Annotated in this window: 10 protein-coding genes; 6 read left to right on the top strand and 4 right to left on the bottom strand. The window is 50.8% G+C overall.

What is annotated here, in order from left to right:
• Window positions 1-69 precede the first annotated feature (69 nt).
• Both ileS and GCU44_RS08680 read left to right on the top strand, forming a co-directional pair.
• Window positions 70-3444 (top strand): isoleucine--tRNA ligase, encoded by a 3375-nt coding sequence (ileS, locus tag GCU44_RS08685; RefSeq protein WP_154855957.1) that lies wholly within the window; start codon window positions 70-72, stop codon window positions 3442-3444.
• Between the two features lie 3 nt (window positions 3445-3447).
• Entirely contained in the window at window positions 3448-4083 is a 636-nt protein-coding gene (locus tag GCU44_RS08680) for a lipoprotein signal peptidase (protein ID WP_154855955.1), read from the top strand.
• Window positions 4084-4346: 263 nt separating this feature from the next.
• Here GCU44_RS08680 and GCU44_RS08675 read toward each other — a convergent pair whose 3' ends face one another.
• The 4 genes from GCU44_RS08675 to GCU44_RS08660 form a co-directional block, all read right to left on the bottom strand.
• Window positions 4347-6800, bottom strand: a complete 2454-nt coding sequence (locus GCU44_RS08675) for a PKD domain-containing protein (protein ID WP_154855953.1) — start codon at window positions 6798-6800, stop codon at window positions 4347-4349.
• An 80-nt stretch (window positions 6801-6880) separates the two neighbouring features.
• On the bottom strand, window positions 6881-7798 hold the full coding sequence (locus GCU44_RS08670) for a hypothetical protein (RefSeq protein WP_154855951.1): 918 nt from the start codon (window positions 7796-7798) through the stop codon (window positions 6881-6883).
• Between the two features lie 113 nt (window positions 7799-7911).
• A complete protein-coding gene (locus GCU44_RS08665; RefSeq protein WP_154855949.1) occupies window positions 7912-9006 on the bottom strand; it encodes a P1 family peptidase in 1095 nt (364 codons plus the stop codon).
• A gap of 3 nt (window positions 9007-9009) precedes the next feature.
• A complete protein-coding gene (locus GCU44_RS08660) occupies window positions 9010-9480 on the bottom strand; it encodes a pyrophosphohydrolase domain-containing protein (protein WP_092170867.1) in 471 nt (156 codons plus the stop codon).
• Between the two features lie 428 nt (window positions 9481-9908).
• Here GCU44_RS08660 and dapF point away from each other — a divergent pair, with 428 nt between their 5' ends.
• Genes dapF through GCU44_RS08640 form a run of 4 tightly spaced genes read left to right on the top strand, consistent with a single transcriptional unit; the run spans window position 9909 to window position 15878 of the window.
• Complete coding sequence (gene dapF, locus GCU44_RS08655) at window positions 9909-10694, top strand: diaminopimelate epimerase (RefSeq protein ID WP_154855947.1); 786 nt, start codon at window positions 9909-9911, stop codon at window positions 10692-10694.
• Window positions 10695-10751: 57 nt separating this feature from the next.
• Entirely contained in the window at window positions 10752-14132 is a 3381-nt protein-coding gene (gene secA, locus GCU44_RS08650) for a preprotein translocase subunit SecA (RefSeq protein WP_154855945.1), read from the top strand.
• A gap of 14 nt (window positions 14133-14146) precedes the next feature.
• Entirely contained in the window at window positions 14147-14698 is a 552-nt protein-coding gene (locus tag GCU44_RS08645) for a hypothetical protein (protein ID WP_154855943.1), read from the top strand.
• A complete protein-coding gene (locus tag GCU44_RS08640; protein WP_154855941.1) occupies window positions 14685-15878 on the top strand; it encodes a M20 metallopeptidase family protein in 1194 nt (397 codons plus the stop codon). Before GCU44_RS08645 ends, GCU44_RS08640 begins: the two co-directional genes overlap by 14 nt.
• Window positions 15879-15896 lie beyond the last annotated feature (18 nt).

Raw genomic sequence — 15896 nt, 5'->3', positions numbered from 1 at the left:
AGGCAGTTGTCAGATGCCCAAAATCCGTGAACAGGGAATCACCTTAACCGAAAATAGTTTCTAGTTGCAGTGAAAAAATATCAGGAATACAAACAAGTAGCATATCCCAGCATTGGGGAAGATATATTGGCTTTTTGGAAAAGCAACGGAATTTTTGAAAAATCGGTCGCCAACAGGCAAGGGGCTCCCACGTATACCTTTTACGAAGGACCACCCTCTGCCAACGGAACCCCCGGAATTCACCACGTGATGGCCCGGGCGATCAAAGATGTTTTCTGTCGCTACAAAACTCAAAAAGGGTTTCAGGTAAAACGAAAAGGCGGCTGGGACACACACGGCCTTCCCGTAGAACTACAGGTAGAAAAAGAACTGGGCATTACCAAAGAAGATATTGGCAGCAAGATTTCTGTAGAGGCCTACAACCAAAAGTGCCGGGAAACCGTGATGCGCTTCAAGGATGAATGGGACGATTTGACAGAAAAAATAGGTTATTGGGTAGACCTCAACGATCCCTACATCACCTTTGACGCCAACTATGTAGAGAGTCTCTGGTACCTGCTGAAAAAACTCTACGAAAAAGACCTGCTGTACAAAGGCTATACCATACAGCCCTACTCTCCTGCCGCAGGAACCGGACTGAGTTCGCACGAACTTAACCAGCCCGGTTGTTACCGGGACGTAAAAGATACCTCCATCACGGCTCAGTTTAAAGTCCAGGGCGAAAAGGACCTTTACATCCTGGCCTGGACCACCACACCCTGGACCCTGCCCTCCAATTCGGCACTGGCCATTGGAGAAAAACTCGATTACATCTACGTACGAACCTTCAACCCCTATACTTTTGAGCCGGAAACGGTCATTCTGGCAAAAGAGCGGTTGTCCGCCTATTTTCATCCGGAGGGTGCCAAAAGGGAACTTGACGACTATAAACCGGGAGATAAAATTATTCCCTATCAGATACTGGAGCAAGTCAAAGGCAAGGCCCTGCTGGGGCTGCAGTACGAGCAATTGTTTCCGATACCCGAATTGTCTCTTCCCGATCCCGCATTTACCGTCATTGCTGGAGATTACGTGACCACCGAAGACGGTACAGGAATCGTCCACCTGGCGAAAGCATTCGGTGCAGACGACTTTCGAACTTTGACCCAGCAGCACATTCCAGGCGTTTTTGTCAAAGACGAACGGGGTCAGGAGATCCCCATCGTAGACAAAAAAGGCAAATTCCTGCCCTTTGTCGGCAAGTACCTAAAAACCAAAATGGAGGCCCATGGGATTCAGGCACACAAAATCCTGAGCGAGAATGATTTCTACGTCAAGAATTATACGCTGGAAGACGAAGAAAACAAGGCGTACAAAAGCACCGACGTCATCATTTCCATCATCCTGAAAAATGAAAACAAGGCCTTTAAAGTAGAGAAGTACGAACACAGCTATCCCCACTGCTGGCGTACCGACATGCCCATTCTGTATTATCCCCTGGAAAGCTGGTTTATCAAAACAACCGCTTACAAGGAGCAATTGGTAGCCCATAACCGGACCATCAACTGGAAGCCAGAATCAACCGGAACAGGGCGCTTTGGCAATTGGCTGGAAAACCTGGTGGACTGGAACCTCAGCCGGTCCCGCTACTGGGGAACGCCCCTGCCAATCTGGAGAAACAAAGCCGGCACGCAGACCCGGTGTATCGGCTCCATAGCCGAACTGCAGGCAGAAATCGACCGGGCCATCGAGGCCGGCTTCATGACCGCATCCCCTTTTAAGGGGAAGACACCCGACCTGCACCGCCCCTATGTGGACGAGATCGTTTTGGTAGGGGACAACGGCGACCAACTATTCCGGGAGCCGGACCTAATCGACGTTTGGTTCGATTCTGGGGCCATGCCCTATGCGCAGTGGCACTACCCCTTCGAAAACGAGGAATTATTCAACGCCAATTACCCGGCCGATTTTATCGCGGAGGGCGTCGACCAGACCCGGGGTTGGTTTTTTACCCTACACACCTTGGCGGTAATGCTTTTTGATAGCGTGGCCTTTAAAAACGTGATTGCGAACGGCTTGGTCCTGGACAAAAATGGCAACAAGATGTCCAAACGCCTGGGAAATGCAGTGGATCCTTTTCAGACGTTGAAGGAATTTGGCCCGGATGCGCTGCGCTGGTACATGCTCAGCAACGCCAATCCCTGGGACAACCTAAAATTCAATAAGGAGGGGGTTGCGGAGGTACAACGGCGGTTTTTTGGAACCCTCCAAAACACTTATAACTTCTTCGCACTCTATGCCAATCTGGACGATTTTGTGTACCGGAAGGAAAGCAAAATTCCGGTACAAGACCGGCCGGAACTGGACCGATGGATTCTGTCCAAATTGCAATCCCTAATCCAGGAAACCGGCAAGGCTTACGAAGCCTACGACGTGACCCCCGCCACCCGGGGAATCATGAACTTTACAGTAGACCAACTCTCCAATTGGTACGTTCGCCTGGCCAGAAAGCGGTTTTGGAGGGGTGAACTGAACGCCGACAAACAGGCTGCCTACGAAACCCTTTATGAATGCCTGGAAACACTCTGTAAATTAATGGCGCCAGTGGCTCCGTTTTATGCGGATTGGTTGTTCAAAAACCTGACGGCCAGCCAAACGGGAGCCGCCCAGTCGGTACACCTAACCGACTGGCAGGATGCGGACGAAAACCTGATCCAGAAACCGCTCGAAAGCAGCATGCAACTGGCCCAGGAAATCTCCTCCCTGGTTCATTCGCTTCGAAAAAAGGAAAAGCTGAAAGTCCGGCAACCCTTGCAGAAAATCCTGATTCCGGTACTGCAACCCGAAACCCAGGCGTATATTCAACATGTGGAAGAACCGATCAAATCCGAAGTGAACGTCAAATCGATCGAATACATCGACGATACCTCCGGAATTCTGGTAAAAAGCATCAAACCCAATTTCGCGGTTTTGGGGAAACGATTTGGCCCCAAAATGAAGCTGGTCAACCAAGCCATCCAAAAATGGGGCAAAGAAGAAATCGCCGCAATCGAGAAAGCCGGGCAACTGAAAATCCTGGTGGACGAGGCCGAAGAAATCATCTCGCTGGAAGAGGTGCTGATCCAATCCCAGGACATTCCTGGTTGGTCCGTGGCCAGTGATAACGGAATTACCGTTGCTTTGGACGTCACGCTTACCACCGAACTAAAGGAAGAAGGCATCGCGCGGGATTTTGTCAACCGCATTCAGAACCTGCGAAAAGATCTGGGAATGGAAGTGCAAGACAAAATCCGCATACAAGCTGCCGCCTCGGAGCAAGTAGTAACCGATGCCCTGACCCATTTTTCGGACTATATCAAGACCGAAACCCAGGCAATGGCATTGGAATTAGCGAACGAAATTATCCATCCAACCGTACTAGACATGGACGAGTTTACACTCTCCGTCGCTGTAGAGAAAGTTTAGGCTATGAAGTATTTCAAATATTTTGGCATTACCCTGGTCGTGATCCTCTTGGACCAGGCGGTTAAAATGCTGGTGCACAACGGTATGGATTTTGGTACCGCAGGACAAATAAAGGTGTTCGGAGATTGGTTTAAACTCCACTATACCACCAACCCGGGAATGGCCTTTGGCATGCAACTGGGCTCGGAGTACGGAAAATTGATTTTAACCAGTTTTCGGTTGATCGCCATGTTTGGCATTGGCTACTACCTGTATGCCCTGATTCAGAAAAAAGCGCATCCCGGATACATATTTTGCATCTCCATGATTTTGGGAGGAGCCATCGGCAATCTAATTGATAGCGTATTCTACGGCGTTTGGTTGGGAAACGCTCCCTTTGATGCGCCCAGTCCCTGGTTTCACGGTCAGGTAGTCGACATGTTTTACATCGATATCTGGGAGGGCTTTGTTCCGGAGTGGGTCCCGCTTTTGGGAGGAAGCTACACGGCCCTCTGGCCCATCTTCAATATAGCCGATGCCTCAATTTTCGTTGGAGTAGCCATTATTCTTCTCTACCAAAAGCGCTTTTTTGACGAAGCAAAACACACCGAAGAGGAAGACGACATACAGAAGCAATTTATCGACGAAAAAAACAACTAGGCTACGGGTTCGATAGAAAACGATGTCCCTCGCGCTGTTTTCGGAAGCATCCAGGCCCTGACAACCAACCGCGGATGTGTCCGGAACTTATTCTCAACGGCCCGCTCCCAGGCTATCCAAAGAAAGCACGGTTTCGTCATTGGCCACCATAGGTAGGGGTTCAACCTGCTCCCCACTGTTAGGAACGATACATCCCACCTGATAGGGAGATTGGATACCAACTTGCCAATCTCGCTGACGTTCATCTACAATTCTTATTTCTACTAGCGAAGCAGTAGAAAGGAACCGGATTGCGTTTCGGTACCTCCATTGGGAGCGGTATAGTTAACCCGGTACACGTAACTACCGGCAGGAGCTGCGTCGCCCTGATAGTCGCCGTTCCATCCTGCCGACTGCGCATCGTTGGTGTAAAAAATCACTTCACCCCATTTATTAAACACCCAGAATTCCAGCCCGTCTACTTTGGTGAAAACAGGAAAATAATGACTATTGCTGCCGTCCGCAGCGTCCGGAGTAAAGGCATCGGGCATGCGCACTTCGAAAGCCAAAATGGTGACTTCGCGGGTGTATTCCGCGGTGCAACCATTCCCATCCAGTAATTCCAGACGCACCAGGTAGGTACCTTGTTGCCGGAAGGCATGGGTTGGACTCATTTCTGTCGCCTCGTTTCCGTCTCCAAAATCCCAGCGAAAGGAGACCACATTTCCGTTAAACTGCGGTTCAAAGGATACCGTTTCTCCAATAAACACATCGGTTGATACCCCCGGCCCGGAATAGGTAAATGACGCATCCAATGCATAGGGAAGCACGGCTACTTCTTCGGTAGACGCACAGCCTTTCTCGTCCGTCAAGGTAACGGTGTAGGTTCCAGGCTGCGAACTGCTCATCGTAAATCCATTGTCTGTGATTTCTCCACCGCTCCATGTAATCGTTAGACCTGTTTCATTTTGCTCCGAAATTACCAGAAAGGTGGTTTTCAAGCCGGGTTCGCCACAGAGCACTTCGGTAGAAGAAGCGATGGTAAATACGGGAGGTTCCGGGGCTTCAATTACAAATACTTCCTCCTGACTGCAACCGGATTCGTTGGAAATGATCACCGAATAGCTTCCCGGACCGATATCGGATAAGCGGGCAGTGGTGGCTCCGGTAGACCATTCGTAGCTCAAAGCATCCGGATCACCCTCTGGTAAAATTTCTATGGAAGCCGATTCAAGATCTTCGCAGCGCTGAACGGGGGTGATCACATGGGTATACACGAGCGGCTCGGCCCCGGTGACCTGAAACGCGGTCTCTTGTTGACAGGCATTTGTATCCGATACCCGGATCAAGTAATCCCCCGAAAGCAGCCCGTCAAAGCTCCGATTCCGGTTCATGCCAAAATCCAGGGTCTGGACGGTTTCTTCGGTGCCGTCATCATTGAGGCGGAGCAATTCGGCGCTCACAGGCAAACTGCCACCGGAAACTTCAAAGGCTACCGATGCGGCATCTCCGGGATCACAACCGGGATTCAGGTTGGACAATTGCTCATCGAGTGTTATTTCGAGGGCTGCCGGGTTCTCCAGCGTGACGCTGCCGGTTGCCCTGCAGTCCTGGCTGTCGGTGACAATCACCGTATACGTGCCTGCGGGGAGGTTTTCCACACTGCGCGTGGTCGAATTTCCAGGATCGTCCCACTGGTACGTATACGGAGGAACACCACCTTCGACCAAGGCAACCACTGCCCCATCGGCCGCACCAAAGCAGGACAATTGTGCCCCGTTGTAGGAGGAAGTCACGGTAGGAAGTGCCTCCATGGTTTGGTGACTAAGTGTGAAAGGACGAAAACAATCGCCTTCACCGTCAAGCACTGCCACATACGGCTGCGCTTCCTCCAGTTTGGGAAAAGGATTTTCGGCGCTGTATTCCACCGATCCGGCTTCCACCGGATAGCTGTCGTAAAACCGGGTAGCTGCCGGGAAATAGCCGACTACTTCGGAAACGGGTATTTCGTCTCCGCTCACATTGCAAAGCTGAATGGCCAGGGGATCCTCCGAATCCTCGCAAGAACCAAATTCCCCTCGTGCTTCAAACCGAAGTGGTTCGGTCAATGGGGTGAAAACACAGGTCTGATCGCTGCCGTACCCCTGGATAACGGGATTCGCAAAGGGAACCTCCGTAGTCGCATTTTTTCCGGTTACCTCTCCGCTCAGGTTAAAGGACGCGGCGCATTGAAACCCTGCGGGACCGGAGCAATTGTCCGGAGCCAACAGGCGGTATTCCAGGTAACCAAGCAAGGCATCCGGGTCTTCCGGAACGGCGACCTCACCCATCTCCCAAACCAGCGTTCCGCCGGGACCCAGGGAGGCGTCGTAAACCGGCTCGGCAGGATTTCCACTTGGGGCAAGCCAGGTAGCCCCTACTTCGTCAAAAACCACATTTTGGGGAATTGGGATTTCCAGTTTTCCTTCTGTGACGGATTCCTGCCCTTTATTTCTGATTTCCACACGAAAATCCAGGGGTTCACTGCTTTCTACCTGGTACACCTCTTCCAATTGGGGATTGTTACCGGAAAACTGCTGAATTGCCTCCAATTGGGTCCTTCGTGCCGAAATGGAGAAGGTGATGTTAAAAATCGCGTAGGTATCGATAACGGAGGCATAATTAAAACGGGTGCGGGTTTGGCCGTTGCCAATGATGCCATTTCCCTCATTTGGAAGTTCGAAGACGGCCAGGTCCATGCCTGTGTTATTAATTAATTCCGGGTTTCGCGGATTCCCCCCCGTGTAAATACTGGAATTGAAAAAGTTAAAGGTATCGTTCAGTTCGTGTTCCAGGCGTATAAACTCCCCGGAGTTGACGCCCCGCTCAATTTAAAAAAATCCCCGGTTCCTCCCCGTTCACCCTCGGCAGCCATAACGCCCAGTTTGACGGATACCGGACCTGAGGCAACCGCGGAAAAACCCTGCAAGTCAAGGATGTTATTTTGGTTCAGGTAGGATTCCACGTAGGCAAACCCATCAAAAACCACCACATCCCGGGCCTGCATCGCAGCATTTTCGTAAACGACCACCATACCCCAGCCGCCATAAAACCCAATGGAACCACCCGTTCCCTCGAGCAGCGCCACATCGGCAAGCCAATACTCACCGGCGCCGGCTGCCTGTACCAGATCGGTGACGTCCGCATAGCCTACATACAATCCATCTTGCTCCTGGTAAGATTCCGGAAACCATATTTGGTCGTTTTGGGCGCGGATCCGGGTGTAGTCCGCCTGTCCCGGCGCTTTGATTTTCACTTCTCGTTTGTCGAGGGTTTGGGTAATCCCGGATTTGGTTACCTGAAACTCCATCTCCTCTGAGGAACGCCCTGTCCAGTAAAGGCCGGCAAATAATACCCGGGAGCAGCTGGGATCCGCTCCGTTTTCATTGGAAAAGACCAGGGTTGATGCCGAGGAATTAAACGTTTGCGGGTCGTTGTCTTCGTCGATGTACACCATCGGATAGTTGTTCTGGAAATTCAGGCTGTAGTCCTCGAGCGTGAGGTTGGTGTTTCCGATGATGGTAAAATCCCCGTTGATATTGTAAATGGAGGTGCTTGGCCCGTTGGGCGCAACCCGGGGCAAAAAAGGCTGCAGCACCTGCGCAGGACCCGGCAGTACCTGAAGTGTCAGGCAAGCAAGCACCAGGAGGACCACTTTTCGCCAACCGTTGATATGATTTCTTTGCGTACGAAGCACCCGAAAAGGAAATTACGTTCTCGTATTCAAGTATACAAAGAAATATTGATTGGAAGCCGATTTACCTAATAAAATAAAACTTCTCCAAAACAGAAACGTACCCGGCTTGCGGCTTATTCGAGAAACAACTGACGGACTCTTTCCTTGGGCAAGGCCTTAACCTGCCTGCCATTTTTTCCCTTCATGTCTTCTGCAGCAAACAGGGAATTGATAATTGCTTCTTCGGTGGCCTCGATAGCGGCTAAAAATAAGGGGGTAACGGCACCATTGTCCAAGGGAGTTACCGTGGCTGGGGAAGCGAGCAGCTGCCTGGCGGTGCTGAAGGCAATCACGTAATCACCGCTTCCGTTAGAGGCGATTCCTCCCGTCCGTGCCAGTCCCATCATCGCTCTTTTGGCAATGCGTTCCAGGTTACGCGAGTCCACGGGGGCATCGGTTGCGACGACGATCATGCAGGACCCATCGGCAGACTCCAATTGGTTTCTGAAACTGTATTGGCCGAGAATCTTTCCGACTGGCTGCCCAGCGATCTGCAAAACGCCACCAAAATTGCTTTGCACCAATACCCCTACGGTGTAGCCTCCCAAATTGGCAGGCAATTTTCGTGACGAGGTGCCAATTCCTCCCTTAAAGCCAAAGCAAATGGTGCCGGTGCCGGCACCCACATTTCCTTCCCGTACCGGGCCATTTTTTGCTTTCTTGATAGCTTCTACCACGTGCTCCGGCCGGACATGCCTCCCTCTGATATCGTTCAGGTAGCCGTCGTTGGTTTCGCCTACCACGGCATTGAGCGAGCCGACTTCTTCGTTTCCCTCCAGAAACAACATGTAATCCAGAATGCCCTCCATCCCTGCGGCAACGCTCAGCGTATTCGTCAGGACGATGGGCGATTCCAGGTTTCCCAATTCCTGGATTTGGGTGCTACCGGCTAATTTGCCAAACCCATTGCCCACGTACACCGCAGCAGGAACTTTCATCTGAAATAAATTTTCCTGATGGGGCAAAATGGCCGTGACTCCGGTACGTACCTGAGTTCCTTCGAGCAAGGTTGCATGTCCCACGGCCACCCCCGGAACATCGGTAATGGCGTTCCACTCCCCCGGACTCAACACACCCAGGGAAATTCCATAATTTCTGGCACTATTTTGCGCCGAAACCAACGTATGTGAGCATACGGACAATACGATCAATGCAAGGGACAGGCGCATGGTTTAGGATTTAACTAGAATGGAGGCCAAATCAGCCGGTGAATAATGAATGGACTTTAAGGTCTTGTTATCTTCCGATCGGTACACCAGGTACACACCGTCCGATTCTACAAAATAGCAATCCGTTCCCAGCCGCTTGTAGTGGTTTACGGTTTCTTCGGCTTCTTGCTTGTTTTTGCAGGCTTTGCTCATATTCGAGCGCTGCACCTCCTCAAAGAGCTGCTGAAATTTTTCTGCCAGGCCAAACTCCAGGATGGCACCGGAAAGAACGTATTGAATGTCGCACAACGCGTCTGCAACTTCCACCAGATTTTGATTGGCTATGGCTGTTTCCAATTCCTGCAACTCCTCGCTGATAAGTGAAAGGCGGAGTTGGCAGCGTTCCGCAGAAGGAATTGCCGGATCAGGTAAAACCGGGTGCTTGAACGTCTGGTGAAAACGGGCTACGGCCGAGAGGCTTTGGGGATCTTTCATGGGGACATACGGTATAGGCTACCAAATAAAAAAAACCCTGACTAGGAAGCAAGTCCTTTCGGGTTAATTTGGTCAAAGGGAAGAAATTCCTCGGGAATCGCCACAGCAAAATACCAACGAAGACCCCCGCCTTTTGTCCTCCGTTCGACAGCGGCGTTCTTGTCAATAGGACCTTTTTTTTATTCCCGTCAACGACAGCCATCCGGGGCAGCCGCGGGCAAGGTTGATCATGCCAGGGGCCGTTCCTGCGGGTTTCCCCGGTATTTGCCACAGTTAATTCGATATAAACCCATAATTTCGAACAAGATGATTATTTTTGTATTCCATTCGCGTATTGGTTGGGTTTTTGCGGTGTCAATGATCCGATTTGAGAAGTTATTTTAGGGATTACTTCCGGGCGAATGGAAACGTAAGCGCTTTAAATTCAAATGGATATAACCTTTTACAAATACCAGGGTACCGGCAATGATTTCATTATGGTGGATGGGCGTGCATTTTCCCTGGGTGCGGATCCCGTTTCCCGTATCCACGCACTTTGCCACCGAAGATTCGGAATTGGCGCGGATGGTTTGATTCTGTTGCAGAACAAATCCGGCTACGATTTTGAAATGTTCTACTACAATGCTGACGGCACACAGAGTATGTGTGGAAATGGGGCGCGTTGTGCGGTGGCCTTCGCTAAATTTCTGGGAATAATTTCGGAGGATACCCATTTTCTGGCAATTGATGGGCCTCATCGTGCAAAGATTTCGGGTGATTGGGTGGCACTGGAAATGGGAAATGTCGAAGCGATTCAACCAGCGGGACAGGACTTTTTCGTGGACACTGGGTCTCCACACCACGTGCGGCAGGTAGACGACCTGGATCAATACGATGTCCTGGGGGAAGGAAGAGCGATTCGAAACGACCTGGCTACCTATCCCCGAGGCACCAATGTGAATTTCATGAAACCCCTGTCCGATACCGAGATACAAGTGCGAACATTCGAGCGGGGGGTAGAAGATGAAACCTTGTCTTGCGGTACGGGGGTCACTGCCTGTGCCCTTGTCTACGGCGCACAACGCAACCAACAATCCATAAAAATTACCACCTTGGGTGGAAACCTGGAAGTAGGGTTTGTAAAAAACCCCGCGGGTGGATTCGAACAAATTGTTTTGTCAGGTCCGGCCAAGCAGGTGTTTTCCGGCAAGATTTCCCTGCCGGAGGCAACTTAATCCCAAGTACAGGAGTACAGTAGTTATAAGAACGAGCGCGATAAAGCAGTAATACACATGATAGAAGCAATAGCAAAAGGGTTAGCAAAAGTTTTTGGCACCAAATCTGACCGGGACATCAAGACACTCAGTCCGGTGGTAGGCCTTGTTAACGCCGCTTACGAGAAATTAGGAAGTCTTTCCGACGACGAACTACGGAAAGAAACCCAGCTTATCCGGGGTATAGTCGAAGAAGATTTGAAAACCTTCGACGAGCGTATTGCCCAGTTGAAAGTGGATATTGAGGCCTTGAATCCCGATCAGGTTCAGGCCAAGGACGCGTTGTTTAATGAAATCGACCGGGTAGAAAAAGAACGGGACGAGGCACTGGAGGTGAGCCTGGAAAAGGTGTTGCCCAGGGCCTTTGCGGTGGTAAAAGAAACAGCAAGGCGCCTGAAAGAAAATAAAAAACTTACCGTCAACGCCACGGATACCGACCAGGAAATGGCGGCCACCAAATCCTATGTGGAAATTGCCGGTGAGCAGGCCATCTGGCACAACCACTGGATGGCCGCTGGCGTGGAAGTTACCTGGGATATGCTCCACTACGACGTACAGCTACTAGGCGGCGTAGCGCTTCACCGGGGAAACATCGCAGAAATGGCGACCGGTGAAGGTAAAACGCTGGTATCCACCCTACCTGCCTACCTCAATGCCCTCTCCGGGAGAGGGGTACACATCGTCACCGTCAACGACTACCTGGCAAAACGAGATTCCGAATGGAATGCTCCCTTGTTTGAATTTCATGGCTTAACGGTAGACTGCATTGACAAATACCCGCCCAATTCCGAAGGCCGCAGAAAGGCCTACGCATCCGATATTGTCTACGGAACCAACAATGAATTTGGCTTTGATTACCTGAGAGACAACATGGCCCGGGATGCCAGAGACCTGGTACAGGGAAAACACCACTTCGCCATGATTGATGAGGTCGATTCCGTCTTGATCGATGATGCACGAACGCCGCTGATCATCTCCGGCCCCATACCCCGGGGAGATCAACATGAGTTTTACGAGATGAAGCCCCGGGTGTCTACGCTGGTGGACGAACAGCGAAAATTGGTGCAGAATTACCTGACCGACGCAAAAAGATTGATCAAGGAAGGTAAGGAGAAAGAGGGGGGCCTGGCACTATTCCGCGCCTTCCGCGGCCTGCCAAAATACAAGCCCTTGATCAAATACCTGTCCGAACCGGGAATTCGGGTCATTCTGCAGAAAACAGAAAATTTTTACCTGCAGGATAACAAACGAAACATGCCGGAAGCGGACGAGCCCCTCTTGTTCACCATTGACGAGAAATCCAATAGCGTGGACCTGACGGACAATGGCATCGAAACCATTACCCGAAAAAACGAAAACGCCAGCTTCTTTATTTTACCCGATATTGGTAGTGAAATCGCCGATCTGGAAAAGGACGAGTCCATTGATGACCGGGAAAAACTGGTACGAAAAGAGGAACTGATCAAGGACTACGGGGTTAAGGCACAGCGGATACACACCGTCAACCAGCTTCTCAAGGCCTATTGCATGTTTGAAAAGGACACCGAATACATCTTGGTGGATGGAAAGGTGAAAATCGTCGACGAGCAAACCGGCCGGGTGATGGAAGGCCGAAGGTATTCCGATGGCCTGCACCAGGCCATCGAGGCAAAGGAAAACGTGAAGGTAGAAGATGCCACCCAAACCTATGCCACTGTCACGCTGCAAAACTATTTCCGCATGTACCACAAACTTTCCGGGATGACAGGGACTGCGGAAACAGAGGCAGGTGAGTTCTGGGAGATTTACAAACTGGATGTCATTGTGGTTCCGACCAACAAACCCATTCAGCGGAAAGATCGGGAGGACAAGGTGTACAAGACCGTCCGCGAGAAATTCAACGCTGTGGCCGATGAGATTAACGAGTTGACCGAAGCAAACCGCCCGGTACTCGTAGGTACCACTTCGGTGGAAATTTCCGAACTACTGAGCCGGATGTTGACCATCCGAAAAATCAAACACCAGGTACTAAATGCGAAGCAACACGCCCGCGAAGCCGACGTGGTAGCAGAGGCGGGAAAACCGAAGACCGTCACCATTGCCACCAACATGGCGGGTAGGGGTACCGACATCAAGCTGACCCCCGAATCGAAGCAGGCAGGCGGTCTGGCCATCATTGGTACCGAACGGCACGAATCGAGGCGGGTAGACCGGCAGCTTCGGGGTCGATCCGGAAGGCAGGGAGACCCGGGCTCCTCGCAGTTTTTCGTCTCCCTGGAAGACAACCTCATGCGCCTTTTTGGTTCGGAGCGAATCGCCAAGCTGATGGACCGGATGGGGCTGGAAGAAGGTGAGGTCATCCAGCATTCCATGATTACCAAGTCCATCGAAAGGGCCCAGCGGAAGGTTGAGGAAAACAACTTTGGTGTACGAAAGCGCTTGTTGGAATACGATGACGTGATGAACAGCCAGCGGGAAGTGGTGTACAGACGAAGGAAAAATGCCCTGATCGGTGACCGCCTCGAATTGGACATCCTAAACATCATGTACGACGTTTCGGAAGACCTGATAGAAATGGCCAAATCGACCGAGGACCTCGACAACTTTCGCATGAACGTATTCAGCTCCCTGGGAATCGATTTTCAATTCTCGGAAAGCGACCTGAAAGAGAAAGACCTGCCCTCGTTGACCAAGGAGCTGTTTAATGCCGCCTACGAAAATTACCGGAAGAAAAACCAATCCATTCTGGAAAGGGCCATGCCTATCCTTCGGGACGTCCATAAAAACAGGGGAGCTACGGTAAAGGAAATCATGGTGCCTATTTCGGACGGCATCAAACAAATCGGCGTAGTGGTCAACCTGGAATCTACCCTGAAAAACGAGGGGCGGGAACTGATCCGGGCCATCGAAAAAACGGTAACCCTGGCTATAATCGACCAAAATTGGAAAGAACACCTACGGGATATGGACGATCTGAAGCAGTCTGTTCAGAATGCCGTGTACGAACAAAAAGACCCCTTGCTGATTTACAAGTTTGAGGCTTTTGAAATGTTTAAACGCTTTCTGGGCAAACTGAACGATGATATCGTCTCGTTTATTTCCAAGTCCGATCTACCAAAGCAAAACCCGGAACAGGTGGCTGCCGCGCAAAGCCAACAGAAGGCGGAACCAAGGGTGACCGCTTCCAAGGAAGAAGTAGCAAGCAGCCTTGGAAATCCCTCCGGTCAGCGAGCCGCTATTGCAAGTAGCCGGGCAACCCAATCCCGGGAACCGGTAAAACCCCGGAAATCGGATAAAACCTACGGACGAAACGACAAAGTGACCGTCAAATACGTGGATGGAAAGGTGAAAAAGGACGTGAAATATAAAAGCATCGAACAAGATCTTTCGGATGCAAAGTGCATCATCATCGAAAATTAATAAGCAGACGACCCATGGCAGGAAAAACCAGTCTTTCAATTCTCGTGTGTGCCGTTCTTCTCAGTAGCTGTGGGATTATCAATATCCGCACTAGCGGGGGAAGTGCCGAAATGTATGCGAACTATTCCGAAGATCTCGAAAGCTCCCGAATCCAATTTGATCCGCTGCCAGATCCGGAAGATTCGGAACTGGCATTCAGTGAAGAGGCCTCGCCCATAGATCAGGAACTAGGCAGAAAGATCAACGAAATCATTGCTGAAAACGATAAGGAGATGTTTCTGACCGGATACACCATACTGATTTACAGTGGGGTAGACAGGGAGGCTGCATTTGAAATACGTAACGAGGCCTATACCGAAATTCCGGATATCCAGACGTATATGGAATACGAACAACCCCGGTACCTGGTAAAAGTAGGGCGATACATCAATAAAATAGAGGCGTTGGCCACCTATGAAAAAATGAAAGGCGTTTTTCCCGGTTCCCGAATCATTTCCGATCGGTACCTGAAGGACCGGGAGCTCCAGAAAAAAGAAGAAGAAAAAATTGAAAATGCTGAAAGATAAAATCCAGAAACTCGCAGCGGCATACAAAGCAGACACCATTCGCATCAGAAGGCATTTACACGCCCATCCGGAGCTATCCTTTCAGGAGGAAAATACCGTTGCTTTCGTAGCAGACACGCTCCGATCCATTGGGGTCGACACTATCGAACCGAAAGCAAAAACCGGATTGGTGGCCTTGATTGAAGGTAAAAATCCCGCTAAAAAAGTTGTCGCCTTACGGGCAGACATGGATGCACTACCCATAACCGAAGCCAATGACGTACCCTACAAATCCACCCGGACGGGAGTGATGCATGCCTGTGGACACGACGTACACACTTCCTCGTTATTAGGGACCGCGCGGATTTTAAACGACTTGAAAGATAGTTTTGAAGGAACCGTCAAACTGCTCTTCCAACCGGGAGAAGAAAAGGTTCCCGGGGGTGCTTCCATGATGATTGCGGACAACGCGCTGGCCAATCCCCGTCCTGCCGCGATCATGGGACAGCACGTCATGCCGCTCATACCCGTAGGAAAAGTTGGGTTTCGAAAGGGTATGTACATGGCCAGTGCCGATGAACTGTACCTGACGGTAAAGGGAAAAGGAGGGCACGGGGCCATGCCGGAAACACTGGTCGATCCGGTGCTAATCAGCGCACATATTTTGGTTGCTTTGCAACAAGTGGTCAGCCGGAAAGCCGATCCCAAAACCCCATCCGTTCTTTCTTTTGGAAGGGTGATGGCCGAAGGAGCCACCAACGTGATACCAAATGAAGTGAAAATTGAGGGTACTTTCCGGACGTTGAACGAAGATTGGCGGAAAAAGGCGCACGAGCAAATGATTCGGATTGCTACCGGCATTGCGGAAGGGATGGGTGGATCGGTAGATTTTGAGGTGCGTAGGGGCTACCCTTTCCTGAAAAACGAACCCGAACTTACCGAACGCTCCATACAGGCAGCGAAAGCCTACCTTGGTGAGGAAAACGTGGTAGATCTGGATATTTGGATGGCTGCTGAGGATTTTTCCTACTATACGCAGGAGATGGACGGGTGTTTTTACCGGCTGGGTATTCGAAACGAGGCCAGGGGCATTGTTTCCGGAGTACACACGCCTACCTTTGATATAGACGAAGATGCCCTGGGTCTCAGCACCGGTTTAATGGCCTGGTTGGCACTTGAGGAGTTGAATCACCTTCCCTGATAATCTTCGCTAGTACAC

The organism is Cyclobacterium xiamenense (genome assembly GCF_009467825.1).
GTDB lineage: Bacteria > Bacteroidota > Bacteroidia > Cytophagales > Cyclobacteriaceae > Cyclobacterium > Cyclobacterium xiamenense.
The sequence above is the reverse complement of the archived record's forward strand: the minus strand, read 5'-3'. Positions and strand labels throughout refer to the sequence as shown.

Excerpts from the sequence above, each read along its gene's own strand:
- GCU44_RS08665 (WP_154855949.1), bottom strand. The coding sequence starts at position 9,006 with ATGCGCCTGTCCCTTGCATTGATCGTATTGTCCGTATGCTCACATACG.
- GCU44_RS08675 (WP_154855953.1), bottom strand. The coding sequence starts at position 6,800 with ATGGACCTGGCCGTCTTCGAACTTCCAAATGAGGGAAATGGCATCATT.
- GCU44_RS08660 (WP_092170867.1), bottom strand. The coding sequence starts at position 9,480 with ATGAAAGATCCCCAAAGCCTCTCGGCCGTAGCCCGTTTTCACCAGACG.
- dapF (WP_154855947.1), top strand. The coding sequence starts at position 9,909 with ATGGATATAACCTTTTACAAATACCAGGGTACCGGCAATGATTTCATT.
- GCU44_RS08680 (WP_154855955.1), top strand. The coding sequence starts at position 3,448 with ATGAAGTATTTCAAATATTTTGGCATTACCCTGGTCGTGATCCTCTTG.
- GCU44_RS08640 (WP_154855941.1), top strand. The coding sequence starts at position 14,685 with ATGCTGAAAGATAAAATCCAGAAACTCGCAGCGGCATACAAAGCAGAC.
- GCU44_RS08645 (WP_154855943.1), top strand. The coding sequence starts at position 14,147 with ATGGCAGGAAAAACCAGTCTTTCAATTCTCGTGTGTGCCGTTCTTCTC.
- secA (WP_154855945.1), top strand. The coding sequence starts at position 10,752 with ATGATAGAAGCAATAGCAAAAGGGTTAGCAAAAGTTTTTGGCACCAAA.